Raw genomic sequence first — 25,275 nt, 5'->3', positions numbered from 1 at the left:
CCCCCCCCCCCCCCCCCCCCCCCCCCCCCCCCCCCCCCCCCCCCCCCCCCCCCCCCCCCCCCCCCCCCCCCCCCCCCCCCCCCCCCCCCCCCGGCTGCGTCTTCCCGGGCTGAGCGTCCGGGTCATGTCTCCCGAGCGGGGCGCTGCCCACTGCGCCGTCTGGCGGCATACGGCAACACGAACAAGTACAGACCCGTGAACAGCTGCAAGACGAGCGGGAGCAGCGGCAAGTAGAACACCCACTCGGCAGGCTCCTCCTGGAGCACGGCGACGATACTGACCAAGACGGTCGCCGTGAAGACGATGGACAACCAGCGGTGAGTCTGCCGAACCCACGTGTTCCCGGTCAATGAGACCTCCTCTGGAAGACGAGCAACCCCGGCCAGAGCGACCTGCCGGGAGGGACGTTCAGCCGCCTGCGGACGTCGCTGACTGCAACGCTCCTGTTCAGTCCGTGGACAGCGGCACTGGATGCAGCGCACCGATCGCCCATGGCTCGGCTCACCCGGACGTCTTCGTGCTGGGTGAGCCGATGCTCGGTGTTGTCGCGACGAGCTGAGTGCGAGGGCATGGCCCGGCACTCGTCGGTCGTTGCGCAGCCGAGCACATCGCCATCGGCGATCATGACGGTGGCCGGCGGGTGGCCGCCACCAACGTGGTGCGCTCCATGACAGATCACGCTAGGTGCGGCTCAGGGACTGGCGCTTCTCGATTCCTGATCGGTTTGTCGCCCCGCAGTAGCAGGCTGTTGATCCCGACGTCCCGGGGTCAATCGACCGTGATGACGAGCTTTCCCGGCGCGTTGCCCGCAGCCAGGTCCCCTACCGCGGTGGGGGCCTCCGCCAGGGAGTACGTGCGTCCGACGGCCGGTCGCACGGACCCGGCCTCGATGAGGTCGCGCAGCGCGTCCAGGTCGGCGGTGCGGGTCAGCGCGATCAGCGCGTCCAGGCGCTGACGCGTGAACGGGGTGATCAGCCGGGCGGCGAGCAGCCGGCCGAGTCCGCCGAACCACCGACCGCCGCCCTCGCCGCCGATGATGACGAGCCGGCCGCGCTCGGCGAGCAGCCCGCGCAGCAGGGCCAGCGGCCGCAGGCCCGCGATGTCGATGATCAGATCGTACGTCCCGGTGAGGGGCTCGCGCGTGTAGTCGATGACGGCCTGGGCGCCCAGCGACCGGACGAGGTCGGCCTTGGCCGTGCTGCACACGCCGGTGACGTGGGCGCCGCCGGCGACCGCGAGTTGCGTCGCGAAGCTGCCCACTCCGCCGCCGGCGCCGATGACCAGCACCTTCGCGCCGGCGGTGACCTGGCCGACGGCCCGCAACGCGGTCACCCCCGACACGGGTACGGCCGCCGCTTCGGTGAAGCTCAGGTTGGCGGGCTTGCGGGCGAGCTTGCCCGGGCGGGCGAGCGCGAACTGCGCGTACGTGCCGGTCGCCGCGCCGTACACCTCGTCGCCGGGGCGTAACGCGGTCACGTTGGCGCCGACGGACTCCACGACGCCGGCCACGTCCATGCCCGGCACGCGGTTGCGGGGCCGGCGCAGGCCGAAACCGAGGCGGCCGATGAGCGGCAGCCCGGTCATGACGTGCCACACGCCGTAGTCGACGCCGGCCGCGTGCACCCGGATCAGCACGTCGTCGGCGCCGGGCGTCGGGGCCGGGACCTCGCCGAGGCTCAGCGTGTGTGGCGGGCCGTACTCGTCCTGGACGATCGCCCTCATGAGGGGTCTCCTTCGGTGTCGGGGTACTGGAAGACGTCGTCGAGCCCGACCCGGAACACCCGGGCGATGCGGAAGGCCATCTCCAGCGAGGGGGAGTAGCGACCCTGTTCGATCGCGATGATGGTCTGGCGGGTGACGCCGACCCGGTCGGCCAGCTCGGCCTGGGTCATCTCGCCGTGCGCGAACCGCAGGGCCCGGATCGTGTTGGTGACCTGCGTCGGCTTCACCACGTCTGGAAGCCGCCCTTGCGGTACGCCATGATCTTGGCAACCGAGCTGAGCCCCGCGGACAACACGAACGCCAGGTAGACGGCGTTGGCGATCCAGAAGTGGCGCAGTTCGGCGATGGCCATGACCAGTGCGGCGAGCGCGCCGATGACGACGATCGACTGCCCGATGCGCTCGCTGACGTGGTTGATCTCGCGATCGCGCTCGTCGGTGCGGTCGGTGCCGTGGCCGCCCGCGACGGCCATCGCGATGTTGGCCACGATCGCGGCGACGATGGCGCCGCCGATGGTCCACAGCAGAGGTCCGGCGTAGGCGACGTCGGGAAGCGGGCCGCCGCCGGCCCGGCCCAGGACGGTCACCACGTAGATCGTGTACGCGCCGATGGTGACCACGATCATCACCCAGGCGCGTTTCTCCTCGAAGGCCATGCCCGCTCCTCATGTAAAACAAAGCTGACATCATGCAATGTAAAACACGCCAGACACCATGTCAAAGCTTTTTTACATGATCGGCGGGTGACCGCCAGGTTTCCCGTTCGATCTTGCGCACATCCTCATCGTCCCCAGGAGCTCCGCCGCAGCGATCTTCTGGAGAGGGCGTTCTGGACGGCAGGGCATCCAGGTTTCCGGGTCGGGCAGGCGCGGCGCGCGCGGCCGGCCTGAGAGGCGCTCCCGGTGCTGTTCCACGGGCGACACATCGAAGGTGGGGAAGTCCGGTCCGTGGGCCGCTCGGCGGGCTTGGAACTGAGTTCCACATCCATGGCGATCATCGTCGCTCGCCTGGCGGGTTAGCCGCTTGCATGCCGCGAAGCTGCAGAAAGTTCACCAAACACTCTGGAATTATTTTCCATATGTCGCTACTGTCCTGGAATCCACATCCGAAAGGGCAGCCATGGAACCCCCCAACGAGAGCCGCGCGGCCGAGATGCACCCGGACGACGGCTCCGGCATCCTCGCCCGCATCCGGGCCATGCGCCCGTCCTTCGCGCGAGGAGACCTGCGCGTCTCGGACGCCGTCCTGCGGGACCCGTCGGCCGTTGTCCACTCCACGATCAGCGATCTGGCGGCCGAGGCCGGAACCGCCTCGTCCACCGTCGTCCGGTTCTGCCAGCGGCTCGGGCTGCGCGGCTATCACGCCCTGAAACTGGCCATCGCCAGCGAGCTCGGCACCGGCAACGCTCTGGCCACTCCAAGGATCACGGCAGACGACAGCCCGCTCTCCGTGCTCAACAAGATCATCACCTTGGACGCGGAAGCGCTGCGCGACGTCACCTCGACCATCGACCCCGCGCAGCTGGAGACGGCCGTCAACGCCCTGCACGACGCCGGCCGCATCCTCGTCGTCGGGGTGGGCACCTCGGCCCCCCTGGCCCAGGACTTCGCCTACCGCCTGATCACCATAGGTCTGCACGCCGACGCCCCCGCCGACACGCACGTGCAGCATGTCACGGCCCGGTTGCTCGGCCCCTCCGATGTGTGCCTGGCCGTCAGCCACACCGGGTCCACCAGAGAGACCGTCGCGGCGGTCGAGGCGGCTCGCGACGTGCGCGCCACCACCATCGCTGTCACCAGCTTCGCCCGCTCTCCACTGACGGACGTCGTCGACGCCGTGCTGGTCGCCGGAAGCCGCGAGACGTCGTTCCGCATCGAGGCGATGGCCAGCCGCATAGCCCACCTTTCGCTGCTGGACGCCATGTTCGTCGCGCTGGCGCAGCGCCGCCCGGCGGCGGCCTCCGCGGCCCTGGAACTGACCGGCGGTGTGCTGGCGGAGCACCGGTTCTGATGGCCGCCGCCCGCCTCGCCGTCATCGCCGACAGCCATCTCTGCTCGCCCGGCACACCGTACGGCCACTGGAACGACCGGCTCCTGCTCCCGGAGTCGTGGACGCTGTGGCGGGAGGCTGTCGACTTCGTGGCGGCCAGCGCCGCCGAGGCCGTCCTGCTCCTCGGCGACGTGACGAACTTCGCCGAGCCCGACCTGCTCGTGCGCGGCCTGCGCGAGCTGGCCCGCGCGGGCCGGCCCGTCATCGCCGTCTCGGGCAACCACGACGTCGAACCGGTACGCGACGCCCTGGCCGCCGCGAAGCAGGCGATTCCGGCTTTGACGGTGCCGGGGCTGACTCCGTCGCCGTCACCGGCGTTCGGCGGCCTCCATGTCGCCGGCGTTCCCATCAGGGCGAGCCGCCAGGGCGGCCACGTCCTGGACGGGGACGAGCTGCACGACCTGCCCGGCGACCGTCCGCTCGTCATGATCAGCCACTATCCCATCCTCGACATCGAAGCCGATCTCACCAGGCAGCACCTCAGACACCCTGACCATCTGGGCGGCGTCGGGCCGCTGCGCCGGCAACTGCACCGCCACCGGGGCCCGGGCGTCGTCCTGCACGGCCACGTGCACCGCCACCACGCGGCGTGCAGCGGGCGGCTCCTGCAGCTGTCGATGGCCCCGCTCATCGAAAGTCCGCACGCCGTGACCCTGCTGACCCTGCGTACCAAGCCCGATGGGCTCAACGTCGACCGCGAGACCGTGCCGCTGCGCGCCGCCTCGCGCCCCACTCCCGCGCTCGAACACTGGATGTTCCAGGACGGGCGCTGGACCCTCGACCCCACCCCCTCCGCGAGAAGGCCTCAGCCATGAAACGACTCCTCGTCCTCGCAACCGCACTCGTCCTGACCAGCGCATGCAGCACCGCAACCACCACCAACCCCGCGCCCCGGGCCGCCAGGAACGGCGACTGCGGGTACGCCTTCGTCCACGCCGCGACCATCGGCAGCAGCCTGTTCGAGAAATGGGCCGAGGACGGTGTCCAGCAGGCCAAGAAGGAGCTGGACGTGACCATCGACTCGGTCGAGTCGGCCACTCCGACGGCCATCGCCGACAACTTCCGCGCTTTCGCCCAGCGCGGTTGCAAGCAGGTGATCGCCACCGCGGGCTTCTCGGCGGCCGAGCCCCTCACGCAGGTCGCCAAGGAGTTCCCCGGCCAGCAGTTCGCCATCCTCGACGCCGAGGTGGACCTGCCCAACGTGCGCTCCTACGCCTGGGCCGTCGAACAGGCCACCTACGTGGCCGGCGTGAGCGCCGCGCTGCTGTCGAAGACGAAGACGATCGGCGCGGTCTTCGGCATGGAGGTCCCGTCGCTCAAGCGCTGGCAGGCGGGCTACGAAGCGGGTGCCAAGGCCGCCGTCCCCGGCACCAAGGTCCTCATCAACTACGTCGGCTCGTTCTCCGACCCGGCGAAGTCGCTCACCTTGGCCATCGCGCAGAAGCAGCAGGGCGCGGACGTCATCCTGCCCGCCTCGGGCTCGAACCTGGGCGTCATCTCCGAGGCCGCCAAGAACGGCTTCTCCGTCGCGGCGGTCGATCCCGAGGAGGCCGGCAAGGCCGGCGAGAAGGGCGTGGCGTTCACCATGTCGATGAAGGTCGCTGACTCGGTCCGCCTGCTGTTCGGCGAGAAGTGGACGGGAGAGCCGAGAGGCGGCACCAGAAACCTCACGCTCAAGGACGACGTGTTCGTCTTCGACCCGATGACCACCTCCTCCGGCACGTACGACGACCGGGTGCCCGCCGACGTCGTCAAGGCCGCCAAGGCCGCCTACGACGACATCGTGGCGGGCGCCATCACCGTCGCCAACCCGGTGGCGGGGCAGTGACCGTGACCGACGTCCTGGTGTGCGGCGACATCCGCAAGAGCTTCGGCCCGGTACGCGCCCTCAACGGCACCGACCTGCGCGTGCGGCGCGGCACGATCCACGGGCTGGTCGGCGAGAACGGCGCCGGCAAGTCCACGCTGATGAAGGTCGTCATGGGCGAGCTGACGCCCGACTCCGGGCACCTGGAGGTCGGCGCCGTCCCGGGCCTGATCCGGCAGCAGTTGTCCACCGTCCCCGAGTTCTCCGTCCTGGAGAACATCATCTTCGGCTCGGAGCCGCTGCGGCACGGGCTCGTCTCCCGGCGCGCCGCCGCCAAGCGGATCGGCGAGCTCATGGAGGAGATCCGGCTGCCGCTGCCCCTCCAGGAGGAGGCCGCGCTGCTGCCGCTGGCCCTGCAGCAGCGCATGGAGATCCTGCGCATCCTGTACCACCGCGCCGAGCTGATCCTCATGGACGAGCCCACCGCACTGCTCACGCCCAGCGAGGTCGATGCCATGTCAGAGCTGCTGCGACGGCTGGTCGAGCAGGGCCACACCGTTGTGTTCATCACCCACAAGCTGCGTGAGGTCGAGGCGCTGTGCGACGCGGTCACCGTGATCCGCCACGGTGCCACCACCCACCAATGGCCCGATCGCACGTTCACCGTCACCGGCATGGCCGCGGCGATGGTGGGAGAGAGCGGCGCGGGTGTGGTGGCGTCCGAGCGCGCCGGGCGCGACCTCACGAGCGCGGACATCAGGCTCTCGCTCGACGTGGCCGGACACCGGATCGAGGTACGGGCGGGCGAGGTGACCGGCGTCGCCGGGGTCGCGGGCAACGGCCAGGACACCCTGGTCGAGCACGTGTGCGGGCTGGCCGAGCACCCGGGGTTCGGGCAGGTCGCGATCGGCGGCGTCCGAGCCGACGGCTGGCCCACCAACCGCCGTCGCGCCGCGGGGCTGCGGTTGATCCCCGCCGACGCCCGGCAGTGGGCGAGCGCGGTGGAGGCCGACCTCGTCGACAACGTCGCCACGTCCGAGGTGAGCCCCGCCTTCACCGGGCGCTTCGGCAGGCTGCGCAAGAGCGCGATGGCGCGGCACGCGGCCGAGATCGTCGAGGCGGGGCAGGTCGTCACGGCGGGGATCCGCCAGAAGGCGGGCGAACTGTCGGGGGGCAACCTGCAGCGGCTCGTGGCCGCCAGGGAGCTGAACTCTGACGGGACGGTCGTGGTGGCGCACGAGCCGACCCGTGGCGTCGACTTCAGGGCGGCGCGGGCCATCAGGGACCGGCTCAGAGACTTCGCCGATCAAGGTGGTGGAACGCTCCTGATCTCCTCTGACCTCGACGAACTGTTCGAGATCAGCGATCGCATCGTGGTGATGTACCGGGGCGAGGTCGCGGGAGAGGTGCATAGAGCGGAGTTCTCCCGGGCCCGGCTGGGCGAGCTCATGGGCGGCCTCGACCCGGAAGCGGCCGCCGCCGAGACAGCGGGGTCAGAGGCGGAGGCGGCGTCATGAGCGTGGATCGTCGCGCCGTCCGGATCATGGCGGTCGCGCTGCTGGCCGGCCTGGCCATCGCCGGGGCGATCATCACGGCCGTCGGGGGAGGAGCCAGCCTGCCCGCCGCGGCGGCCGCCTTCGCCTCCGGCGCGTACGGCTCCGGCACCGCCTGGGGCGCGACCGTCGCGGCCGCCGTGCCCATCCTGCTGACCGCGATCGGCGCCAGCATCGCCTTCCGCGCCGGCATCTTCAACCTGGGCCAGCCCGGCATGTTCGTCGCGGGGGCGGTGGCCGCCGGGGCCGCCGCGCCCGCGCTGGGCGGACCCCCGCTGCTGAACGTCCTGATCACGCTGCTCGTCTCGATGGCGGCCGGTGCTCTGTGGGCGGCCCTGATCACCATATTCAGCCGGTTGACCGCAGTGGACGTGCTCGTCCTGTCGCTGATCATGAACTACCTCGCCGATGGCCTGGCGACGCTGCTGACCACCCGCGTCTTCCGCGACCCCACCGCGTTCGGCGTGATCGAGACCCGGCTGGTGCCCGCCCGGCTGCCGCTGCTCGTCGAGCAGAGCAGCTTCCACGCAGGCGCGCTGCTGGCGGTAGCCGTGTGCGTGCTCTACTGGTGGGTGCTGAACCAGACGCGCGCCGGGCACCGGTTGCGGCTCTACGGGCAGAACCCGCGCTTCGCCGCGGCGTCCGGCACCTCGCCCCGGCGCTACGAGCTGCGTGTCACCGTGGTCGCCGGCGCGGTTTCCGGGCTGGCCGGCGGCATCCAGGTCCTCGGGGTCTTCCTGCGCTACATCGACGGCTCTGTCGGCGGCGCCTCCTCCGCCGCCTGGACCGGCATGATCCTTGCCATCCTCGCTCCGCTCGGCAGCCTGCTGCTCGTCCCCGGGGCGCTCTTCCTTGCCTGTCTGCAGACCGGGCTGCTCGGCGTCGAACGGGAGATCGGCGTGTCCAGCAGGCTGAGCCTCGTCGTGCAGGCCGTCGTGATGATCGCGGTCGCCTATGGCCGGGGCCGGGCCCTGCGGGCGAGCCGGGACGCCCCGGCGGATGGAACCGCGCGCGGGCCGCAACCCAGGGCCGAAAGGGTCACGTCATGATCGATCTGCTGACCAGCGTCGTGATCTGGGGCCGGACCCTGGACGCCGCGACCTCGCTGCTCCTGGTCGCCCTCGGCGGGTATCTGTGCGTGCGCTCCGGCGTGTTCAACATCGCACTCGAAGGCTCCATGATCTTCAGCTGCTTCGCCGCCGTGGCGTGCAGCTTCTGGGCGAGCAACTGGGGCCTGGGCGTGCTCGGCGCAGCCGCCGTGGGCGTCGCGGTGACCGGCGTGCTCGCCCTGGTGTGCGTGTACCTGCACGCTGACGTGCTGCTCGTCGGGCTCGCGTTGAACCTGCTCGGGCTGGGCGCGACCCCGCTGCTGCTGCAGTGGGCCTTCGGCATCCGCGGCGGCTTCACCTCCCCCGAGGTGCGCCCCATCCCGCACGTCGGCCTGCCGGGCATCGACGCCGTCCCGTGGCTCGGTGACGTGGTCAGCGGACGCAGCGTGCTGACCTATCTGGGGTGGCTGCTGGCGGCCGCCGTGGCGGTCTGGCTCCGCCACACCCGCTCCGGCATGGCACTGCGCGCCGTCGGGCTGCGCGAGGAGATCGCCGCCGTCACCGGCGTGCCGGTCCGGCGCACCCGGGCCACGGCCCTGCTCGCCGGCGGGGCGCTGGTGGGCGTGGGCGGAGCCCAGCTCGCCCTCGGCGACGTCGCGCAGTTCTCCGAGAACATGACCTCGGGCCGCGGATTCGTGGCGCTGGCCATGGTGCTCATCGCGGCCCGGCGGGCGTGGACGCTGCTGCCGCTGTCGATCGGCTTCGCCGTCTTCGATGTCGTGGGCCTGTCGTTGCAGTCCGAGGGGCTGTGGTCCGAGCTCAGCTACGTCCTGCCGTATGCCGCAGCGCTCGCCATCCTGCTCCTGGCCCGGCTGTGGAGCGTGTACCGCCTGCCACGGAGCACACGTGCCTGACGTCCCACGCCTGCGCGTTCTGGCCACCAACGACCTGCTCGGTTCCTTCCATCCCTGGCCGACCAGCTACGGCCGGCTGCCCGGCGGCGTCGCCGTGCGCGAGACGGTGCGGCGGCTGCGGTCCGGCGCGCCCACCCTGTGGGCCGACGCCGGCGACTTCGCCCAGGGTGGGGTGATCAGTACTCTCACCGGCGGTCTCGGCGGGTTCACCGCCATGGACGAGCTCGGGCCCGACGTGGTGGTGGCCGGCAATCACGAGTTCGACTGGGGCACCCCCACGGCACGCGAGGGCGCGCGGCGGATGCGGGCGCCGGCGCTGTGCGCCAACCACCCCGCCAGCGGGCTGCCCGCCACCGCGACGTTCGCCGTGGACGGCCTGGCCGTGGGCGTCGTCGGCTGCACCACCCCCGCGCTGTACGACCTGATCCGCGAACCGCCGGCGGCCCCGCTGGAGGACCTCGGCGAGGCGATCCGGCAGGCCGTCGGAGAACTGCGAGGTGATGGGTGCGACGTGATCGTGGCCGTCGTCCACGACGGCGTGGACTGGGAGCCCGTCGCCACCGGCGGGTGCCGGCCGCTGCCTTCGCGGTTCGCCTCCGTCATCGGGGCGTGGGCGCATCTGGTGGAGGTGATCGTGGCCGGGCACACCCTGGGCCGCTGGATCGGCACGCTGCACGAGACGCCCGTGCTCCAGCCATGGGCGTTCGGCCAGGAGATCGGCGTGGTCGACTTCGACCACGCTCTCGCGCCCGTGCGCACCTACACCGAAGTCCCCGAGCCGGCCGCCCCGTGGGACCGCTCCGGCGCCCACCTGATCGCCCAGGCTCGGGCGCAGCGGGCAGGCACGCTGACCCGCCCCTTGCGCAACCAGCCCGGCGTCGATGACTCCCTGCCGCGCTACGTGGGCGACGCGTTCGCGCGCGCCAACGGCGGTGACGGCGCGCTCTACGGCTGCTGGGAGATCGCGACGGGACAGCCGCCGCTGGACGGAACGCTGGCCTGGCTCGGCGCGGGCGAGGTCACCGAGGCCGACATCCTGCGGCTGGTGCCCTACCAGGACGACTCCGTCGTCCTGGCCGACCTGACCGGGCAGGACCTGGCCCGCCTGCGGCAACGCGACGACCTGGTGATCCGCAGCCCCGCCGCCGGCGGCCGGCTGGCCCTGACCCGCTATGCCGTCACCGAGATCGCAGCCCACCTGAACAGACCCCTGGCCTTCGAGCCGGCACCCACCGGCGTCCGGGACTCGTTGCGCATCGCGCTAGCTGAAGGAGATCCGCTCTCATGACATACACCCACGACCGGCGAGCAGCCGGCTTGCTCGCCTTCGACTGGAACGGCACGCTGGTCGACGACGCCGAGCGGGCCAGGCGGGCGGTCAACCGCGTCCTCGGCGCGCATGACGCCGCCACGCTCACCCCGGCCGAGTTCAAGCACACCTTCACGCTGCCCATGCGTCGGTTCTTCCTTGCCGCGGGTGTGCCCGAGGAACAGCTGGGCGCGGCGGAGAAACAGTGGAACGAGGAGATGGCGGCACACGACGCGCCCCTGAGCGCCGGGGCCGTCGACATTCTGCGGGCGGCGGCCGACCAGCGAGTGCGCGTGGTGGTGGTGAGCGCGGCGGCGCCGGACGCGATCATGAAGGACGCCCGCGCGTTGCGCGTCGACCATCTGCTGGGGCAGGTCATCGGCTCGGTGCGGGACAAGGCGGCCGAGCTGACCCGGCTCGTCGCCGAGAGCGGCCGGGTGATCTACGTGGGCGACGTCGAGTACGACATGTGCTGCGCGGTCGAGGCCGGCGCCTATCCCGTCGGTTTCGGCGGCGGATACCGGCCCGCGTCCGCGCTGGCCGAAGCAGGAGCCGACATCGTCATCTGGAACCTGGCGACGCTGCGGCCCTACTTGTCCGACGTCCCCTCCTGAGCCTGCCGTGAAAGGAGGGTCGTGCACCCCACCCTCGATATGGCTGAACTCGTCATCCGCCTGGCCGCTGCGGCCGGAGCGGGCATCGCGATCGGATTTGAGCGGGAGGTCGGCGACCACGTCGCCGGCATCCGCACGCACACGCTGGTAGCCGTGGGCGCCGCGGTCTTCGCCATCAGCGGAGCCTACGGATTCGCTGACATCCCCCGGGCCCCGGTGGCCGACCCGGCCCGCGTCGCGGCACAGATCGCCTCCGGCATCGGCTTCATCGGCGCCGGAGCCATCGTCAAGGACGGCGTCGTCGTCCGCGGCCTGACCACGGCGGCGACCCTGTGGCTCAGCGCCGCGCTGGGCATGGCGGGCGGCACCGGGGCCTACCTCCCGCTGGCCGCCGGACTCGTCCTGGTGATGCTCGTCCTGGTGGCTCTGCGCATGGTCAAACCCGCGGCGCGCGGCATCGCCCGCCGCAGCCCGTCGCTGCGGGTCACTCACCGGCCCGAGCACGGCACGCTGGATACGATCCTGCGCACGGTCGAGGCCGCCGGGCCGAAGGTCGAGAGCTTGACGATCTGCGAGGACGTCCACGAGCCCGCACCGTCGCGGACCGTCGTCCTGGAAATGGACGACCACCGCGGCAACCGCCTGCTCGCCGCGATCGACACGCTCTCCCGGCGCGACGACGTCCTGCGCATTGACTACCGTCCTGGCCACCTCGTGCCCGGAACGCGGCTGCGCACGAGGCTGCGCCGTCTGCTGCGCCCGGCCAGAAGGCTCGCCGGGCGCGAGCGCCCCCACCCCCACGATCGATGAGGAGACCGACCCCATGGGCCACGTGACGGCCATCGACGTCATCCGCGCCAAACGCGACGGTGCCACGCTCAGCGACGAGCAGATCGACTGGATCATCCATGGCTACACCTGCGGCCGGGTGGCGGAGGAGCAGATGGCGGCCCTGGCCATGGCCATCCTGCTCAACGGCATGAGCCGCAGGGAGATCGCCCGCTGGACCGCCGCGCTGATCGCCTCCGGGCAGCGCATGCGCCTGCCGGCCCAGGAGCTCGGCGGCCGCCCCACCGTCGACAAGCATTCGACGGGGGGCGTCGGCGACAAGATCACCTTGCCGTTGGCGCCCCTGGTCGCGGCCTGCGGCGCCGTCGTGCCACAACTGTCCGGGCGCGGGCTCGGCCACACCGGCGGCACGCTGGACAAACTGGAGACCATTCCCGGCTGGCGCGCCGGCTTGTCGGCGGGGCGGCTGCTCGCCCAGCTCCGCGAGGTCGGCGCCGCTGTCTGCGCCGCGAGCGACGAACTCGCCCCGGCCGACCGGAAGCTGTACGCGCTGCGCGACGTCACCGGCACTGTCGAGTCCATCCCGTTGATCGCCGGCTCCATCATGAGCAAGAAGATCGCCGAAGGCGCCGGCTCCCTCGTCCTGGACGTCAAGGTCGGCGCCGGCGCGTTCATGAAGGACGTCGGGCAGGCCCGCGAGCTCGCCAGGACCATGGTCGCACTGGGCGGCGACCATGGGGTGACCACCACAGCCGTGCTGACGGACATGGACACCCCACTCGGCCTGACCGCGGGCAACGCCCTGGAAGTGCGCGAATCGGTGGAGGTGCTGGCGGGCGGCGGTCCGTGCGACGTGGTCGAGCTGACGCTCGCCCTGGCCCGCGAGATGCTCGCCGCTGCCGGGCTCGACAGGATCGACCCGGCCGACCGGCTGCGCGACGGATCCGCCATGGACGTGTGGCGGCGCATGATCAGCGCGCAGGGCGGCGACCCCGACGCGACCCTGCCGCGCGCCAGAGAGAGCCACGCCGTCGTGGCGCCCGCCACCGGCGTGCTGGCCAAGCTGGACGCCTACGCGGTGGGCATGGCCGCCTGGCACTTGGGCGCCGGCCGCGCCCGCAAGGAGGATCTCGTGCAGGCCGCGGCCGGGATAGAACTGCACGCCAAACCGGGCGCATCGGTGCGCACAGGGCAGCCGCTGCTTACCCTGCACACCGACACGCCGGAACGCTTCGAGCCGGCCGTGGCGGCACTGCGAGACGCGGTCACCGTCGTACCGCCCGGCACTCGGCTCGAACTGCGCCCGCTCGTCATCGAACGCGTCCACGTCGCCACTCCCTGAACGATGCGTCCCCTATTGGGTCCTGCCCCCCACCTTGACGGCCATGAGGCGAGTTGATCACGCGTCGCTCGCGAGGCGCGCAGCGCGCTCTGTTTCTGTGGCTATGAGCTTGGGGCAAGTGCGTTCCCTGGCCGGCCAGTTCCACCCGGACACCGTTGGCCAGGCCCCACTGCGCGGACTCGGCGGCCGCGTAGGAGGTCTTGCCGTCGACGGTGGTCCAGGCCGCGGCCGACAGGACGTTAAGGATGGCCCCTCCGCCGTTGCGGGCTGGAACAGGAGCGAATGCCCGAATCATGGCGAGGGTGCCGTACCGACGCGGACCACGACGCGGCCGCCCGCCTGACGCCGCTCGACAGCAGTGGCCTCTCCTGATGCCGCGCAGATGTGGCGTGCGTCACATCAACGGTCGTCCCGACGTTGCCCGGACCGTTCGTCGTAGGGGTGTAGCGACCACCACGGCAAGGAGATCCCATGGACGCCCGTTTCGACTACGCCGGCAACCCGGTCGGAGCGAAGGCCGCGAAGGCGTTCGTCTCGGCGAGCAAGGTCGTGTCGGACTCTGCGCTGCCGGCCACGACGCGGGAGCTCGTGATGCTCCGCGTCAGCCAGATCAACGGCTGCGCCGTGTGCATCGACCAGCACACCAAGGAAGCCGCCCACGCGGGGGAGACCTCGGTGCGCATCAACCTGGTCTCGGCCTGGCGGGAGGCGACCGTCTTCACCGACGCCGAGCGCGCCGCCCTGGAGCTGGCCGAGCAGGGCACCCGTACGGCCGACGCCGGCGGCGTCACCGACGAGGCCTGGGCCGACGCCGCCAAGCACCACGACGATGACCAGCTCGCCGCCCTGACCGCCCTCATCGCCGTCATGAACGCCTGGAACCGCATGAACATCATCACCCGGCAACCCGCCACCGGAGACTTCGAGCCCGGCCAGTGGGGCTGACCTACCGCCACGATCGCTCCCACTCCCGTCGGCGAGCCGATCGCCCGTAGAGCGCTCCCTCAGTACCGGCTCGACGCCACGGCACACCGGAATGTGCGGCCGGCGCATCGCCTCACATTTCACGGGACCGTGTCGTCGAACTGGCTGAAACGAACACATCATCCAGCGAACAGAAAGTAGCGACATCAATGACCACCCCATTGCCGGCAACATCGTTCGCCGACCCGGCGCCCGCGGGGCCCCTGGAGCGGGCGGCCACCGCGCTGACCGGACACGGTTTCACCGTGGAGATCCTCGATGACGTCGCCGCCGCGCGTACCCGCGTCAAGGAGCTGATACCCGAGGGCTCCAGCGTTTTCACCGGGGCCAGCGAGACCCTGCGCCTGTCCGGCATCGATGAGGACATCAACGCCAGCGGGCGATACCAGGCCATCAAGCCACGCATCCTGGCCATGGACCGCGCCACCCAGAGGGACGAGATCCGGCGGCTGACCGCCAGCCCCGACGTCGTCGTGGGGAGCGTCGCCGCGGTCACCGAAACCGGCTCCCTCGTGGCCGCCTCGGGCAGCGGAAGCCAGTTGCCCAGCTACTCCGGCGGCGCCGCCCGCGCGATCTGGATCGTCGGGGCGCAGAAGGTGGTGCCCGACCTGAGCACCGCGCTACGCCGCGTCGAAGAGCACTGCCTCCCGCTGGAAACCGCTCGCACCCAGGCGGTCCACGGGTGGCCCAGCGCCGTCAACCGCCTCCTCGTCCTCAACGCGGAACCCTTCCCAGGGCGCGGCACCGTCCTGCTGCTCCGGCAGGCCCTCGGCTTCTGAACCGCCGGGAACCATAGAGCCGGGGCTGGAACCGGCCTGGCGACGGCCGGCTTGATCGCCGCGTTCGGGTGAGGGCCTGGATCGTGTCCTACAACCCTGGTCCGTGACCACAGCAGCTTGGTGACCGAGGCGCCGGCACCCAGGTCCTGACCCCACGCCACGCGGGTCGTGGCGTCGTAGCCGCGAACACGGAGCAGCTCCAGGTCGGCCAGCCGACCGCGTCGCCGTCGACGGGCACGCGTACCTCGTCGAAGAACTCCTCCCTGCTCGCGTCCGCGATCCAACGGCCGGCGTGGGCCCGTGGCCGCCGTTCCAGATGTTGTGCGTGGATCGGCATGGGCGCGGGGCTGCTGCCGCACCGTGTCACAGGAAAAGCCGAGATCGCCATGCTGGTCCGTACGGCATAGACGCGGCCTGGCGATCCCTTATGAGAGAACCTGCACCGGTTTGCCATATTCACACTGCTGACGTTGACCGCCGGCTGGGGGACCGGCCGCGCCACCACCAACACCGTCGCGATCACCGTCCTCGCCCGGCGGTCCTGGCCACGCTGCGCCGGGCAGCGCGCAAGGCGTCCCATGGCGTCGCCCCCACGTTCTCCTCCGTGCGGAGTCTCTCGAAGGGCGTGGACGAGCCGGCGGCGTAGAGAGCATGATCTCTTGACCCCTGTCCATGGACTCCCTGCAGACGGTCCGGTTACCCAGCGAGGACGGCGCGAGCCGTCCCGGCTCAGGGTCGGGCCACCCGGAAGACGGGCCAGCCGATCTCGGTGCGCCATGTCGCCGGGTCGTCCGTGTCGCGGGGGCCGACCAGGTAGCGCTCACGGACCGGCCCGGCGACCGCGAGCGCGTTGGCCACGACCCAGGCGCCGAGTTCCCCGTAGGTGACGTCGATGTCGTCGTGGTCGCCGACATGGGTAGTGGTGGCCAGTTCGACGCCCGGCAGGGTCACCGGGTGCACTCGGCCGCGGCGCGGGGGTTCCGGCGTCGGCCGGTAGACGAGCACGTGCCCGTGGCCGCTTTCGAAAAGCGAGTTGTCGTACAACCCGCCGAGGACGCCGGTCGGCTCGGCGACGAGGGCGTCCAGCTCGGCGGCGGCACCGGCGTACCAGGCGATGACGTGTTCGTGCTCGACGTCGTCCTCGATCGCGGCAACCGTGGTGGCCGGGACGGCGCGCAGCTCGACGTCGAGCGGTGCCGGCTCCGGCCGCAGCAGCCGGCGCAGCGACGCCACTGCGGCGCGTGTCCGGTCCAGCTCCGATTCGAGCCGTCGCAGGTGGTCGGCGACAAGGGCGGCGCGCGCGCCGGGGTCAGGGGAGCGCAGGATGCGTTGGACGTCCGGCAGCGGGACGTCGAGCTCGCGTCGTAGACGGAGCCGCCGAGTCCGAACAGGACGCCCCGTCCGGACAGGTCGGTGAGGATCTCGTTGGCCTCGGCCATGTTGCGAGCGAACCGGTCGAACTTGGTGACCGTGAACACCGACCCATTCCAGACGGCGGCGAGGGCCTGGTCGAGGCCGGCGCGGTTGCGGCGGGTGGTGCCGGAGAAACCGCGGTCGATGTAGATGCGGTCTTCGGGGACGCCGAGGGTCAGGAGTTGCTCGGTCTGGATCACGACGTCTTGCTCGTCGGTGGAGCAGCGGGCGTAGCCGACGCGGGTTCCGTTCACGGCTCCCAAGCGTTCCGGATAGGGGGCCTTCACTGGAACAGTTCGCGGAACACCTATACGGAACACCCTGACCTGGGGCGGTTGGCCGGGTGGCTGGTGTTCCGGTGGGGGTCCCCTTACGGAACACCAGTTCATCCACCCCTCCGCACTCCACATGAGGTGCGCAGGTCACCGGTGAGGTCGTCGGGTCCGAGTCCCCTGCTGATCCGGGTGCGCAGGGAGCGCAGGGCTTGCCGGAGTTCGGCTGGTTCGATGTCGGTGAGGTCGGCGTCGAAGGTGAGGAGCAGGCCGGCGAGTCCTGGCCATGACCAGGCGCCAAGGGTGAGGCGGCAAGTGGTTTCGGTGTCGTACTTGACTGTTGATCCGCCGGGAGCGAACCGGGCGACGGTGGAGGCGGGCAGGGCGAGGGTGGCCGAGCCGCAGCATGGCCAGTCGGCAGCGGCGTCTCCGCGGTCGGGTGCGGTCATGACGAAGGTGACGGGATCGCCGTGCGGGATGTCGCGCCGGTCGAAGGGGGTGTGCGTGGGCAGGTGCGCCTGGATGCGATCCATGCGCATGGCGCGCCATCGGCCCGCATCCCGGTCGAAGGCGACCAGGTACCAGCGTGCGGCCCACACCACGAGGTCGTGCGGTTCCAGCGTGAGCGTGACGGGTTCTCCGTCACCGGTGTAGCCGACGCGTACGAGGTGCTGCCGGTTGATCGCGCTGCCGACGGCGCGGACGGTCTCGGCGTCGATCGGCGGGGCGGGGAACTCCCAATAGTTGCGGGCAGAGGAGACGGTGAACGCTTCGGCGTGCAGGCGGCTGCGCGCGGGCATCGCCTGGTGCAGCGTGGCGAGAGCGCGTGCCGCGTTCTCGCGGATGCCGGACAGGACCGCCGGGACGGTCTGCAGCGCGACGGCCGTGGCGACGGCCTGGTCCTCGTCGAACACGACCGGCGGCAGGCGGGCGGCGTGACCGAGCCGATAACCGCCACCCGCGCCGCGGATGGCCTCGATCTCGTACCCGAGGTCTCGGAGCGTGTCGATGTCGCGGCGCACGGTTCGCACCGACGTGCCGAGCCGGGTGGCGAGTTTCTCGGCGGTCAGGGTCGCGCCGATCCCGAAGATGGACAGCAGTTTGAGCGTCCGCGCGGAGGTGGCAGCCATGATTCTCCGATTCTCTCGCCGATAGCGGTCACTCGATGGCAACTATGCCCGACAGGGTGACCGGCATGACCGCTTCACCAAGCCCGCCAAAGGGCACCCTCAACCCTGAGGTTCCTCCCGTACCCATCGCCGGCGCCGGCGCGACCGCGGCGCTGCTGGTGGTGCTCTTCGGGTCCTTCATGGACCTTCTCGATGCGACAATCGTGACCGTCGCGGCCCCGGCGATAGCCCGGGACCTGGGTGCCGGCGACGCTCAGATCCAGTGGACGATCGCCGCCTACACCCTCGCCCTGGGCGCGGGCCTGATCACCGGTGGACGGCTCGGTGATCAGTACGGCCGCAAGCGGCTGTTCCTGATCGGGCTGGCCGGGTTCATGCTCACCTCGGCGCTGTGCGCGCTGGCCGCCGATCCGGCGATGCTCATCGGCATGCGGGCCGCGCAGGGGCTGACCGGCGGCATCATGGTGCCGCAGGTGTTCGGGATCATCCGGGCGTCCTTCGCGCCGGGTGAGCGGGCCAAGGCGTTCGGCGCGTACGGAGCGGTTCAGGGTCTCGCCTCGGTCGCGGGTCCGCTGCTGGGCGGGCTGCTCGTCGAGGCCGACCTGTTCGGCCTGGGCTGGCGTACGATCTTCTGGATCAATGTGCCCGTCTCGGTCCTGGCCCTCGTCATCGGCGCGAAGGCGCTGCCGGAGTCCCGCTCCACCTCGACCGCGCGGCTGGACCTGGCGGGCGCGCTCCTGGCGGCCACGGGCATCCTGCTCCTGCTGCTGCCGATCATCCAGGCCGAAACCTGGGGATGGACCTGGGGCAGCTACGCCCTCCTGGCGGCCGGGCTCGTCGTGCTCGCGATCTTCCTCGCCTACGAGCGCCGCCTCACCGGACGCGGGAACGAGCCCGTCTTCGATCCCGCTCTGCTGAGAATCCGGGCCTTCACCGTCGGTCTGGCCGCTTCGGTGCTGTTCTTCGGCGGCCTCGGGTCGTACTTCCTCACCCTCTCGATCTACCTGCAGAACGGGACCGGCCGGACCGCGTGGGAGACCGGCCTGGTGATCCTCCCGTACGCGCTCGGCTCGATCGTCACCTCCGGCCTCGGCGTCGCCCTGGCCGCCAAGGCAGGCAGAACACTGCTGGTCGCCGGCTCGCTCACGATCGCGGCATCGCACCTCGTCCTGTGGTCCGTCGTCAAGGGCGGCGACGATCCCGGATACTGGCTGCTCGCCCTGGCGCTGTTCATCGGTGGCCTCGGACTCGGTCTCGCCGCGCCGATCCTCGTCAACGTCGTCCTGGCGGGCGTCCCCGGGCGCAACGCGGGCGCCGCCGGCGGGGTGCTGTCCACCGTCAACCAGATCGGCGGCGCCGCCGGCATCGCCGTGCTCGGCACGGTCTTCTTCACCTCCGTCACCGGTCCAGCCGCCGGGGCGCCGGCGCTGCCCGACTACAGTCATGCGCTCGGCATCGTCCTGATCGTCTCAGCCGCGCTCTACCTGATCACGGCACTCGTGATGCTCGCACTCCCGAAGGCCGCGGCCGAGCACGCCGAGTAGAGAAGCATGCCGCTTGTCAACCGGCATCTTGAGCGCGCATTCTCACCGCCAATGGCTGTTCCTGGGTTCCTCAACCCCGACGATGGACCTGCCGGTCGGCGGCACGCCCATGTACTCACCCCGGTGCGTCCCGGTGACCGTGTTCCTGGCGACGACCCGGTTCCCCTTCCGCGATCACGTCCTCGATCTCGACGTGGAGGTCGGGGACGGCGCAGCACCGCGAACACCTCCTTCATCGCCGACGTCCCCGTCGTCTCGATCGGCAGCGGCGTGCGAATCCGCACGTCCGGCCGGACGACCTCGTCCTCGTCGATCGTTCTGGAGATGGCCTCTTCGTCGCCGGTGCTGACGGCGTCGTGGAAGCGGCGGATCGCCTCCTTGTTGCGTTCCGCCGCGGTGATGATCGACAGGTGGTCTCTCCTCGGGTTCATGAAGGTGTCCGCCTGGGCCGGCATCGTGGCGATGGCCGTCCAGCATCGAGGGCAGGATCCGCGCGGCGTCCGGACCGATCAGGTGGGCGTTGAGAGGTGCTCCAAGCACCGGACGTCACATCCAGGCGACGAACGGGTGGCCTCCCCGGGGACACCGCGGAGCCGGGAAACCCGGCGTTGTTCGAGCCGGTGGGTCAGGAACCGCCTGCGCGGCGAGGAGAGGCAGATCACCGGCGCCGCGGTCCCGGCGTACCAGGCTGCTTCGTCGCGGGAGCGACAGCGAACGAGCGTCAGTATTCGAGCGCTGCACGGTCTCGACGGCGGCTCAAACGCTCTTCGTGTGGCGGTCGGCCGACGGACCTGTCACTCAGGCGCTCCGCCATGGTGCCCGCCGGACGCCGCGCTGACGTAGGCGGGGCCCAGGTCGGCAAGGCGGGAGACGGCACGCGAAGGGCCGGGCGCTGGTTCCGCTGGTCTGGCAGGCGATCGCCTGGGCGGCCGTGCTGGCCATGCCCTGGACGGTCACGACCGGACTGTGGCTGAAGTCCCGGCGAGCCACCGGCCGTCGACCCGCCTGACGGGGCTTCCCCGTCGTGGGAGCGCGCGTGCTCGTGAGTCGTGATCCCGCTGGGCCGCGGGCCGGTGCCCAGCCACCGTTCGTTTGGGTGACGACGGTGCGCTTCGTGGTCGCCCATGGCGAACGCGTAGCAGGATCATCCCCAGATCGGTGCGCGTCGTCCGCGCGGCACCGCCGACGCCCAAGCGGTCGAGCGGCTGACCGCAGTCCCCGTCACGACTGGTATGTCGCGCATGCCCGCCGCCGACCTGGCCTGCCTCCACACCACCGACTCCGGCAGTCTCACCGCCGCCGACCTGGTCCGGCTCGGGGGTGTAGCGGGGCTCGCTCGACGGGGAAGCGCACTCGTACGTGGCGCGAGAGCGTCCCAGCCGGCGGCCCTGTCACCCCCGCAGCGGCGGCATCACGGCGTCGGGACGGTCGAGACCGAGCAGGGCGAGCTCGACGGTCATCCCGCCGAAGGCGGCGGCGAGGAGATCACGGTGGTCGAGCCGGTCGCGTGCGCACTACGGGGGCCGCCGGAGTACGCCGGAAAGGGGCCGCGGGTTGCTGTAGCGGAAGCTCAGCGAGTTCGGCGGAAGACGGCTTCCAGCACCGCTTGGGGTCCTTGGAGTGGATACCGGTCGCGCCTTGCCGGAGCCCGGGGGTCCTGAGTCCGCCAAATGTCCGGTCGATGTCCTGGTTGTGGCAGCTTGTATTGACCTAAAGTCCCGGAGTGAAAGACGTTCGGCGACAACGGAAATCAATCGGTCGAATCGCCCAACTCCGTGTCCTGACCTGCATGCTGTTCCCAGTCCACGATGTAGAAAGGGGCCTCGATTGTCATGAGCGTTCTGAAGACTATCGCCGTCGCGGGGAGCTTTGCGGGCTCTTCGAAGTTAAGCGGGGTTGAGGTGTCCTCGTCCGCGTCGGGTGGTGGCGCAGCGTGTGCGTAGCCGTTGATTCTCGGTGTTGCGGAAGCCGTAGGCATCGCGGGCGGTGGTCTTGATGACGCGATTGGTGCCCTCGGAACCGGCGTTGGTGATACCGGTCTGGATGAAGGCCAGGATCTCGGGCCACCAGGTCTCGACAGTGGTGGCCAGGCGTTCGAGTTCGGGCAGGCCAGAGGCGGCGCAGCGGTCGTAGAAGCGGAACAGCCGATCGGCGATCACGGTGCGGTCGGGATGGGTGCGGGCCAGGGCGAGCAGGTCCAGCAGGTCTTCCTTGGCGTTCCAGGCGGTCAGGATCGGCCGGCCCAGCTGGGCGGGCAGCGCGTGCAGGTCATCGACCATCGGATCGAGCTGGTTGCCGTGCATCCGGGCCGCGCAGCGGGTCAGCCGGTTGCGTAGCTCCCACTCGCGGTTGCCCTTGCGGCCGCGCCGGCCGCGGACCTGGACGGTGAGGCGACGGCGGACCTCGGTGAGTGCGGTGTTGGCCAGTTGCACGACGTGGAAGTGGTCGACGACCAGCGTGGCCTTCGGCAACACGGCACGTACGGCGGCCTTGAAGATGGTGCACATGTCGATCGCGACGAAGGCCACTCGCGCCCGCCAGGAGGCCTCCCGCTGGCCGAGCCAGCTGGTCACTGCGGCGATGGTGCGGCCCTCGACCTGGCCGAGCAGCCCCTGAACACCGGACAGGTCCACGAAACCGGTATGCCAGCGATCCACCACCGTCGCCCAGGTCCCGGTGCTCTCCTCCAGCACCCAGCGAGGACGGCCACGGCGCACCTCGTCGATGCCGAGCACGGTGACCGGCTCCGGCTGGGCGGGCAGCACCCTGCGGGCGTGCTCGATGAACGCCGCCGACACGATCGGCCAGGACACCCCGTGATCGCGCGCCGATTGAACCACCGTTCGCCCGCCGTCCCCGACGACGGCACCGGCGGCCTGGCGTAATCGCACCGTCAGCCGGGATCGCGCGGGGATCTGCGGCACCTGCTCGGTGAAGGTCCGACGCGGGCAGGATGCCTGGTCACAACACCAGCGCCGCTTCCGCCACCGCAACGCACACCGCCGCCCGCCGACCGGAAGATCCCGCGGGCGGGTGGTCACCCATTCCTTCATCCGGACCGCGGCAACTCCACACTCCGGGCAGCATCTGGCCCGTTCATTTGCGGTGGCCAGATGCACCACCGGTCCATCCTGCTGCCCATCACCTGCGGCGACGACCTTCGTGACGGTCACCCCGTCCAGGCCGAGCAGCAGCGTCGTATCGTTGACCATGCTCGTGGCTTCTCTGCTGTGATCTTCTTGCCTCGACAACAAGAAGGATCACCGAGAGCCACGAGCCCTCTCAAGCCTTCTGGAGCCGGCGGATCCTCACACCCCGATCAAGTTCGAAGACCCGCTTTGCGGTGCTCACCTTGGGCATGTCGGCTCTACCGGCCGCGGCCACCGTGAAAACCGTGGGATCGGCGCCGCAGTCGGCAGAGGAATGTCTGGCGTATCTCAACAGCCAGGGTTATGCGACGACGCCGGCCAGGACCGACGCCTGTAACTCACTCGTCCATGCCTTCTGCATCGAGATTCTCGAGGACAGCCAAGTAGCCCCGGCCCACGCCGCGATCGCCTGCGATCTCGCGCGGGACCGCGACTCGCTCGCGAGCCGCTCGCGCACTCCGGCGAGCTGAAACAGCCCCCGCGCACAGGGAGACAGGAGGCAATCGATGATTCGACGGCCATCGCACTGGCCGTGGCCGCCCTGACGGCGTCCATTCTGTTCTTGACCTTGTCCGGCACCGCCCATGCGGCCGAGAAGCCGGCGTCCGCCGTCGTGTGGTGCGAGCCGGGGCCGGGAAGCCGCCGATCCTTTCTTGGGACATGGCTGCTGATCGCTCTCCGCGGGCTGCCTATGTTGAGAATGGCCCTTTGTCAATATGCCCTTCGCCGACCGGAATCGGCCTCCGTTCGCGTTGAGCAAGCTCGCCGAGTTGCTCCGGTCTGAATTCGGCTCTGCGATCGAGTACGTGTGCACGGGCGAGCCCCATGCTCTTCCTCGAGACCTCCCGGCGAGGTGAGGGTGCGGGCACGCTGGAGTTCCGCGAGGCCGTGGAAAGAACGGCTGATCGAGCCGGCAGGGCGGCGCACGGGGAAGCGCGTACCCCCTGATCAGGCAGATCACCGATGGTCACTGGATGGCCCGCCATCTGGACCAGCGGGACTCCGCGCGCCCTTCTCCTCGGCTCCGGTGAGGACAGGTGTGGAGGATGGGGACTCGTGCCGCCGCCGGCGACGGCCTGACAGCGCCAGGATGCCGTGGACGATGAAGTATTCGGCCACGACGACGTTGATCAGGATGGATGCCCACACGCTGGCGGTGTAGATGTCCTCGAATGTCAGCCAGGTGAACTGCTTCCGCGCCACCATGCCGATGACCAGGTAGATGCGCAGGGTCACCGCGGCGAACGTCAGGGCGTAGTTGCGGATCATCCAGATCTGGTGGAGCCGCACCTCACCGCGGCGGACGCACCGGTAGGCCTGGGCCAGCGTGTACAACCAGGCTGCCGTGAGCACGTAGAACGCGACTTTGGCGGGGAAACCGCTGACCGAGAACGTGGCGGCGAAGAAGGCGGCGATCGAGGCGATCAGCACCGAGATCATGTAGACGCGGCCCGCGACCCGGTGCGCCTTGAGGTGACGGTTGCGCAGGGGAGCCAGGAACTGCAAGGGGCCGATGACCAGTGCCAGGCCGGACGGAACGGCGTGCACGACGAGCGACAGGAAGTGGTGCGCCGCGTCCGGGTTGATCGGGAGATTGCTGTTGGCCGGGTCACCGCTCAGGTACGGCGGTACGGCGAAGGCGGCGATGGCGATCGCGGAGACGGCCATCAACCCCCACAAGGTCCACCGCCGGCGGCTGCCCGTGGCCGGAGAAGTGATGGTAATTTGACTGATCTCCTCTTCAATCGTCAGGGTCAGGTACATGCGCTGGCCAAGGTCATGGCCGACCGCGGAGTTTGACAGTGTTATGGGAGCGCCAAACCGAGTTGAGCTCAGTTGGCTTCCCGGTGTGCCGATTTGCAGGAGCCCAGCGCCGTGGACGGCGCCTTAGCTGTTCGCCTTGGCCGTGGTGCGACTGGTTTCCTGGGCGGGGTTCTTGGTGGTTGCCATACGCGCTCCCAAGCGGTCCCTTAGTTGTCAGCCCGTGACGGCGTTTTGATTGGCGTATCTCAGGGCGGTGGCAGATCTTCATCTGAGACCGCTGACTAGCCGCCCGGGGCATTATCGCGACTCGATTCACTGCATCCAGCCCGAATGGAACCACCTTCTCGGGGCCCGCGGGCGTTCGTGCGCTCGCGGGCCCCGAGCGCACTACCCGGCATGGCGAGAACGAGTGGAGCGAGGGCCAATACCACTCGGACGCGGAGCGACCATAAGGACGTTCTGCCCTGGAGGCATAATGGTGAATGGGATTGGACCAGCACAACGCCTCTTCTTAACTAACGGTTATATCGTATGTCAGACATATTATCAGTGGTTTCGAAACTCCGATCCCTCCGCGGCGAACTCAAAGCGGCGCATGGCCTGGGCCTTGCAGCCGCGGCGCGTCGACGTCGTCGAGGAGTTCGCCGATTCTCCGGTCCGTCAGCGGCAGGCCCCATACGGCGAGCACGGCGGCTTCCACCGCGCGAGCCGGGATGTGGTGCAGCCGGTTCAGGCGTCGGGCCACGGCCGCATCTGCTCGCCGGTTCATCGTGCCTGTCGTGCGGACCTTGGCGCCGCTCGCTGACGAAGCCGAGCGGCGCTCGCGCAATCACCCGTGTGGCGGCTATCGGGTGACGCTCAGTACTCGCACGTCGTGGTTCGCCTTCGCGGGCGGGAAGAGACCCCGCCAAGCCGATCGACGGTGTAGGTGTCTAGGCCTGCCTCGCGCGGCCGGTCAGTGCAGCGGCAGGTCCCGTTGCTGCTGGGGAACGCCCACGGCGGAGACGTGGTGATGGTGCCGTTGTCGTGCGTTTGAAGCTGCACGCAGGAGGCGCGACCGATCGAGCCGGAGCCGATGAAGGCATCGGGGCAG

22 protein-coding genes and 2 pseudogenes are annotated in these 25,275 nt (G+C 70.3%); 14 read left to right on the top strand and 10 right to left on the bottom strand.

Annotation, left to right across the window (positions count from 1 at the left end; translation table 11 throughout):
• Positions 1-768: 768 nt before the first annotated feature.
• From ACZ6SA_RS45065 to ACZ6SA_RS45055, 3 genes are read right to left on the bottom strand one after another with little or no spacing between them, the layout of a single operon-like run.
• Positions 769-1,722 carry an NAD(P)-dependent alcohol dehydrogenase gene (locus ACZ6SA_RS45065; protein ID WP_443156950.1) on the bottom strand — a complete coding sequence of 318 codons (954 nt, stop codon included), beginning with the start codon at positions 1,720-1,722 and terminating at the stop codon, positions 769-771.
• Positions 1,719-1,952, bottom strand: a complete 234-nt coding sequence (locus tag ACZ6SA_RS45060) for a helix-turn-helix transcriptional regulator (protein ID WP_347648659.1) — start codon at positions 1,950-1,952, stop codon at positions 1,719-1,721. The genes ACZ6SA_RS45065 and ACZ6SA_RS45060 overlap by 4 nt, the downstream gene beginning before the upstream one ends.
• Positions 1,946-2,377 (bottom strand): hypothetical protein, encoded by a 432-nt coding sequence (locus ACZ6SA_RS45055; RefSeq protein WP_347648658.1) that lies wholly within the window; start codon positions 2,375-2,377, stop codon positions 1,946-1,948. The genes ACZ6SA_RS45060 and ACZ6SA_RS45055 overlap by 7 nt, the downstream gene beginning before the upstream one ends.
• Before the next feature lie 463 nt (positions 2,378-2,840).
• On the opposite strand from ACZ6SA_RS45055, the gene ACZ6SA_RS45050 reads away from it, so the two are divergent.
• From ACZ6SA_RS45050 to ACZ6SA_RS44995, 12 genes are all read left to right on the top strand, one after another.
• Complete coding sequence (locus ACZ6SA_RS45050) at positions 2,841-3,731, top strand: MurR/RpiR family transcriptional regulator (protein ID WP_347648657.1); 891 nt, start codon at positions 2,841-2,843, stop codon at positions 3,729-3,731.
• Entirely contained in the window at positions 3,731-4,585 is an 855-nt protein-coding gene (locus tag ACZ6SA_RS45045; RefSeq protein ID WP_465835311.1) for a metallophosphoesterase family protein, read from the top strand. The genes ACZ6SA_RS45050 and ACZ6SA_RS45045 overlap by 1 nt, the downstream gene beginning before the upstream one ends.
• Positions 4,582-5,598, top strand: coding sequence for a BMP family lipoprotein (locus ACZ6SA_RS45040; protein WP_347648655.1), 1,017 nt, complete (start codon positions 4,582-4,584; stop codon positions 5,596-5,598). Before ACZ6SA_RS45045 ends, ACZ6SA_RS45040 begins: the two co-directional genes overlap by 4 nt.
• A gap of 2 nt (positions 5,599-5,600) precedes the next feature.
• Positions 5,601-7,094, top strand: a complete 1,494-nt coding sequence (locus ACZ6SA_RS45035) for an ABC transporter ATP-binding protein (RefSeq protein WP_347648654.1) — start codon at positions 5,601-5,603, stop codon at positions 7,092-7,094.
• Positions 7,091-8,179 carry an ABC transporter permease gene (locus tag ACZ6SA_RS45030; protein ID WP_347648653.1) on the top strand — a complete coding sequence of 363 codons (1,089 nt, stop codon included), beginning with the start codon at positions 7,091-7,093 and terminating at the stop codon, positions 8,177-8,179. The genes ACZ6SA_RS45035 and ACZ6SA_RS45030 overlap by 4 nt, the downstream gene beginning before the upstream one ends.
• Positions 8,176-9,093 (top strand): ABC transporter permease, encoded by a 918-nt coding sequence (locus ACZ6SA_RS45025; RefSeq protein ID WP_347648652.1) that lies wholly within the window; start codon positions 8,176-8,178, stop codon positions 9,091-9,093. Before ACZ6SA_RS45030 ends, ACZ6SA_RS45025 begins: the two co-directional genes overlap by 4 nt.
• Complete coding sequence (locus ACZ6SA_RS45020; RefSeq protein ID WP_347648651.1) at positions 9,086-10,381, top strand: bifunctional UDP-sugar hydrolase/5'-nucleotidase; 1,296 nt, start codon at positions 9,086-9,088, stop codon at positions 10,379-10,381. The genes ACZ6SA_RS45025 and ACZ6SA_RS45020 overlap by 8 nt, the downstream gene beginning before the upstream one ends.
• A complete protein-coding gene (locus ACZ6SA_RS45015; protein ID WP_347648650.1) occupies positions 10,378-11,016 on the top strand; it encodes an HAD family hydrolase in 639 nt (212 codons plus the stop codon). The genes ACZ6SA_RS45020 and ACZ6SA_RS45015 overlap by 4 nt, the downstream gene beginning before the upstream one ends.
• Positions 11,017-11,055: 39 nt before the next feature.
• Positions 11,056-11,826 (top strand): MgtC/SapB family protein, encoded by a 771-nt coding sequence (locus ACZ6SA_RS45010; RefSeq protein ID WP_347648649.1) that lies wholly within the window; start codon positions 11,056-11,058, stop codon positions 11,824-11,826.
• Positions 11,827-11,848: 22 nt separating this feature from the next.
• Entirely contained in the window at positions 11,849-13,147 is a 1,299-nt protein-coding gene (locus ACZ6SA_RS45005; RefSeq protein ID WP_465835322.1) for a thymidine phosphorylase, read from the top strand.
• A gap of 471 nt (positions 13,148-13,618) precedes the next feature.
• The gene (locus ACZ6SA_RS45000) at positions 13,619-14,092 is read left to right on the top strand and encodes a carboxymuconolactone decarboxylase family protein (protein WP_347648648.1); all 474 of its coding nucleotides are present in this window, start codon (positions 13,619-13,621) and stop codon (positions 14,090-14,092) included.
• 188 nt (positions 14,093-14,280) lie between these two features.
• A complete protein-coding gene (locus tag ACZ6SA_RS44995; RefSeq protein ID WP_347648647.1) occupies positions 14,281-14,910 on the top strand; it encodes an LUD domain-containing protein in 630 nt (209 codons plus the stop codon).
• A gap of 729 nt (positions 14,911-15,639) precedes the next feature.
• Here ACZ6SA_RS44995 and ACZ6SA_RS44990 read toward each other — a convergent pair.
• From ACZ6SA_RS44990 to ACZ6SA_RS44980, 3 genes and pseudogenes are all read right to left on the bottom strand, one after another.
• Positions 15,640-16,143, bottom strand: coding sequence for a GyrI-like domain-containing protein (locus ACZ6SA_RS44990; protein ID WP_465835305.1), 504 nt, complete (start codon positions 16,141-16,143; stop codon positions 15,640-15,642).
• A gap of 164 nt (positions 16,144-16,307) precedes the next feature.
• A pseudogene (locus ACZ6SA_RS44985) lies at positions 16,308-16,712 on the bottom strand (recombinase family protein); the annotation flags it as partial.
• On the bottom strand, positions 16,709-17,725 hold the full coding sequence (locus ACZ6SA_RS44980) for a helix-turn-helix transcriptional regulator (protein WP_347648642.1): 1,017 nt from the start codon (positions 17,723-17,725) through the stop codon (positions 16,709-16,711). The pseudogene ACZ6SA_RS44985 and the gene ACZ6SA_RS44980, both read right to left, overlap by 4 nt.
• A gap of 65 nt (positions 17,726-17,790) precedes the next feature.
• On the opposite strand from ACZ6SA_RS44980, the gene ACZ6SA_RS44975 reads away from it, so the two are divergent.
• Positions 17,791-19,269 (top strand): MFS transporter, encoded by a 1,479-nt coding sequence (locus tag ACZ6SA_RS44975; RefSeq protein WP_465835303.1) that lies wholly within the window; start codon positions 17,791-17,793, stop codon positions 19,267-19,269.
• Positions 19,270-19,311: 42 nt separating this feature from the next.
• Here ACZ6SA_RS44975 and ACZ6SA_RS44970 read toward each other — a convergent pair.
• Together ACZ6SA_RS44970 and ACZ6SA_RS44965 are read right to left on the bottom strand one after the other, a co-directional pair.
• Positions 19,312-19,425 (bottom strand): annotated as a pseudogene (locus ACZ6SA_RS44970) (ester cyclase); the annotation flags it as partial.
• Between the two features lie 1,730 nt (positions 19,426-21,155).
• Positions 21,156-22,481 (bottom strand): ISL3 family transposase, encoded by a 1,326-nt coding sequence (locus tag ACZ6SA_RS44965; RefSeq protein WP_465835301.1) that lies wholly within the window; start codon positions 22,479-22,481, stop codon positions 21,156-21,158.
• Positions 22,482-22,612: 131 nt separating this feature from the next.
• Here ACZ6SA_RS44965 and ACZ6SA_RS44960 point away from each other — a divergent pair, with 131 nt between their 5' ends.
• A complete protein-coding gene (locus tag ACZ6SA_RS44960) occupies positions 22,613-22,888 on the top strand; it encodes a hypothetical protein (RefSeq protein WP_465835299.1) in 276 nt (91 codons plus the stop codon).
• Positions 22,889-23,375: 487 nt separating this feature from the next.
• On the opposite strand, the gene ACZ6SA_RS44955 is transcribed toward ACZ6SA_RS44960, so the two are convergent.
• Positions 23,376-24,086 (bottom strand): DUF2306 domain-containing protein, encoded by a 711-nt coding sequence (locus ACZ6SA_RS44955; protein ID WP_347648669.1) that lies wholly within the window; start codon positions 24,084-24,086, stop codon positions 23,376-23,378.
• Between the two features lie 679 nt (positions 24,087-24,765).
• Positions 24,766-24,927, bottom strand: coding sequence for a hypothetical protein (locus ACZ6SA_RS44950; protein WP_465835297.1), 162 nt, complete (start codon positions 24,925-24,927; stop codon positions 24,766-24,768).
• Positions 24,928-25,275 lie beyond the last annotated feature (348 nt).

This window comes from Nonomuraea sp. NPDC049378, from assembly GCF_055586745.1.
Note: the sequence above shows the minus strand (reverse complement) of the source record. Positions and strands in the feature narration are given on the sequence as shown.

Bases quoted from the DNA above. Each gene is read 5' to 3' on its own strand.
- ACZ6SA_RS45065 (WP_443156950.1), bottom strand. From the start codon at position 1,722: ATGAGGGCGATCGTCCAGGACGAGTACGGCCCGCCACACACGCTGAGC.
- ACZ6SA_RS45055 (WP_347648658.1), bottom strand. From the start codon at position 2,377: ATGGCCTTCGAGGAGAAACGCGCCTGGGTGATGATCGTGGTCACCATC.
- ACZ6SA_RS45050 (WP_347648657.1), top strand. From the start codon at position 2,841: ATGGAACCCCCCAACGAGAGCCGCGCGGCCGAGATGCACCCGGACGAC.
- ACZ6SA_RS45045 (WP_465835311.1), top strand. From the start codon at position 3,731: ATGGCCGCCGCCCGCCTCGCCGTCATCGCCGACAGCCATCTCTGCTCG.
- ACZ6SA_RS45040 (WP_347648655.1), top strand. From the start codon at position 4,582: ATGAAACGACTCCTCGTCCTCGCAACCGCACTCGTCCTGACCAGCGCA.
- ACZ6SA_RS45030 (WP_347648653.1), top strand. From the start codon at position 7,091: ATGAGCGTGGATCGTCGCGCCGTCCGGATCATGGCGGTCGCGCTGCTG.
- ACZ6SA_RS45025 (WP_347648652.1), top strand. From the start codon at position 8,176: ATGATCGATCTGCTGACCAGCGTCGTGATCTGGGGCCGGACCCTGGAC.
- ACZ6SA_RS45015 (WP_347648650.1), top strand. From the start codon at position 10,378: ATGACATACACCCACGACCGGCGAGCAGCCGGCTTGCTCGCCTTCGAC.
- ACZ6SA_RS45010 (WP_347648649.1), top strand. From the start codon at position 11,056: ATGGCTGAACTCGTCATCCGCCTGGCCGCTGCGGCCGGAGCGGGCATC.
- ACZ6SA_RS45000 (WP_347648648.1), top strand. From the start codon at position 13,619: ATGGACGCCCGTTTCGACTACGCCGGCAACCCGGTCGGAGCGAAGGCC.
- ACZ6SA_RS44995 (WP_347648647.1), top strand. From the start codon at position 14,281: ATGACCACCCCATTGCCGGCAACATCGTTCGCCGACCCGGCGCCCGCG.
- ACZ6SA_RS44980 (WP_347648642.1), bottom strand. From the start codon at position 17,725: ATGGCTGCCACCTCCGCGCGGACGCTCAAACTGCTGTCCATCTTCGGG.
- ACZ6SA_RS44975 (WP_465835303.1), top strand. From the start codon at position 17,791: ATGACCGCTTCACCAAGCCCGCCAAAGGGCACCCTCAACCCTGAGGTT.
- ACZ6SA_RS44965 (WP_465835301.1), bottom strand. From the start codon at position 22,481: ATGGTCAACGATACGACGCTGCTGCTCGGCCTGGACGGGGTGACCGTC.
- ACZ6SA_RS44955 (WP_347648669.1), bottom strand. From the start codon at position 24,086: ATGGCCGTCTCCGCGATCGCCATCGCCGCCTTCGCCGTACCGCCGTAC.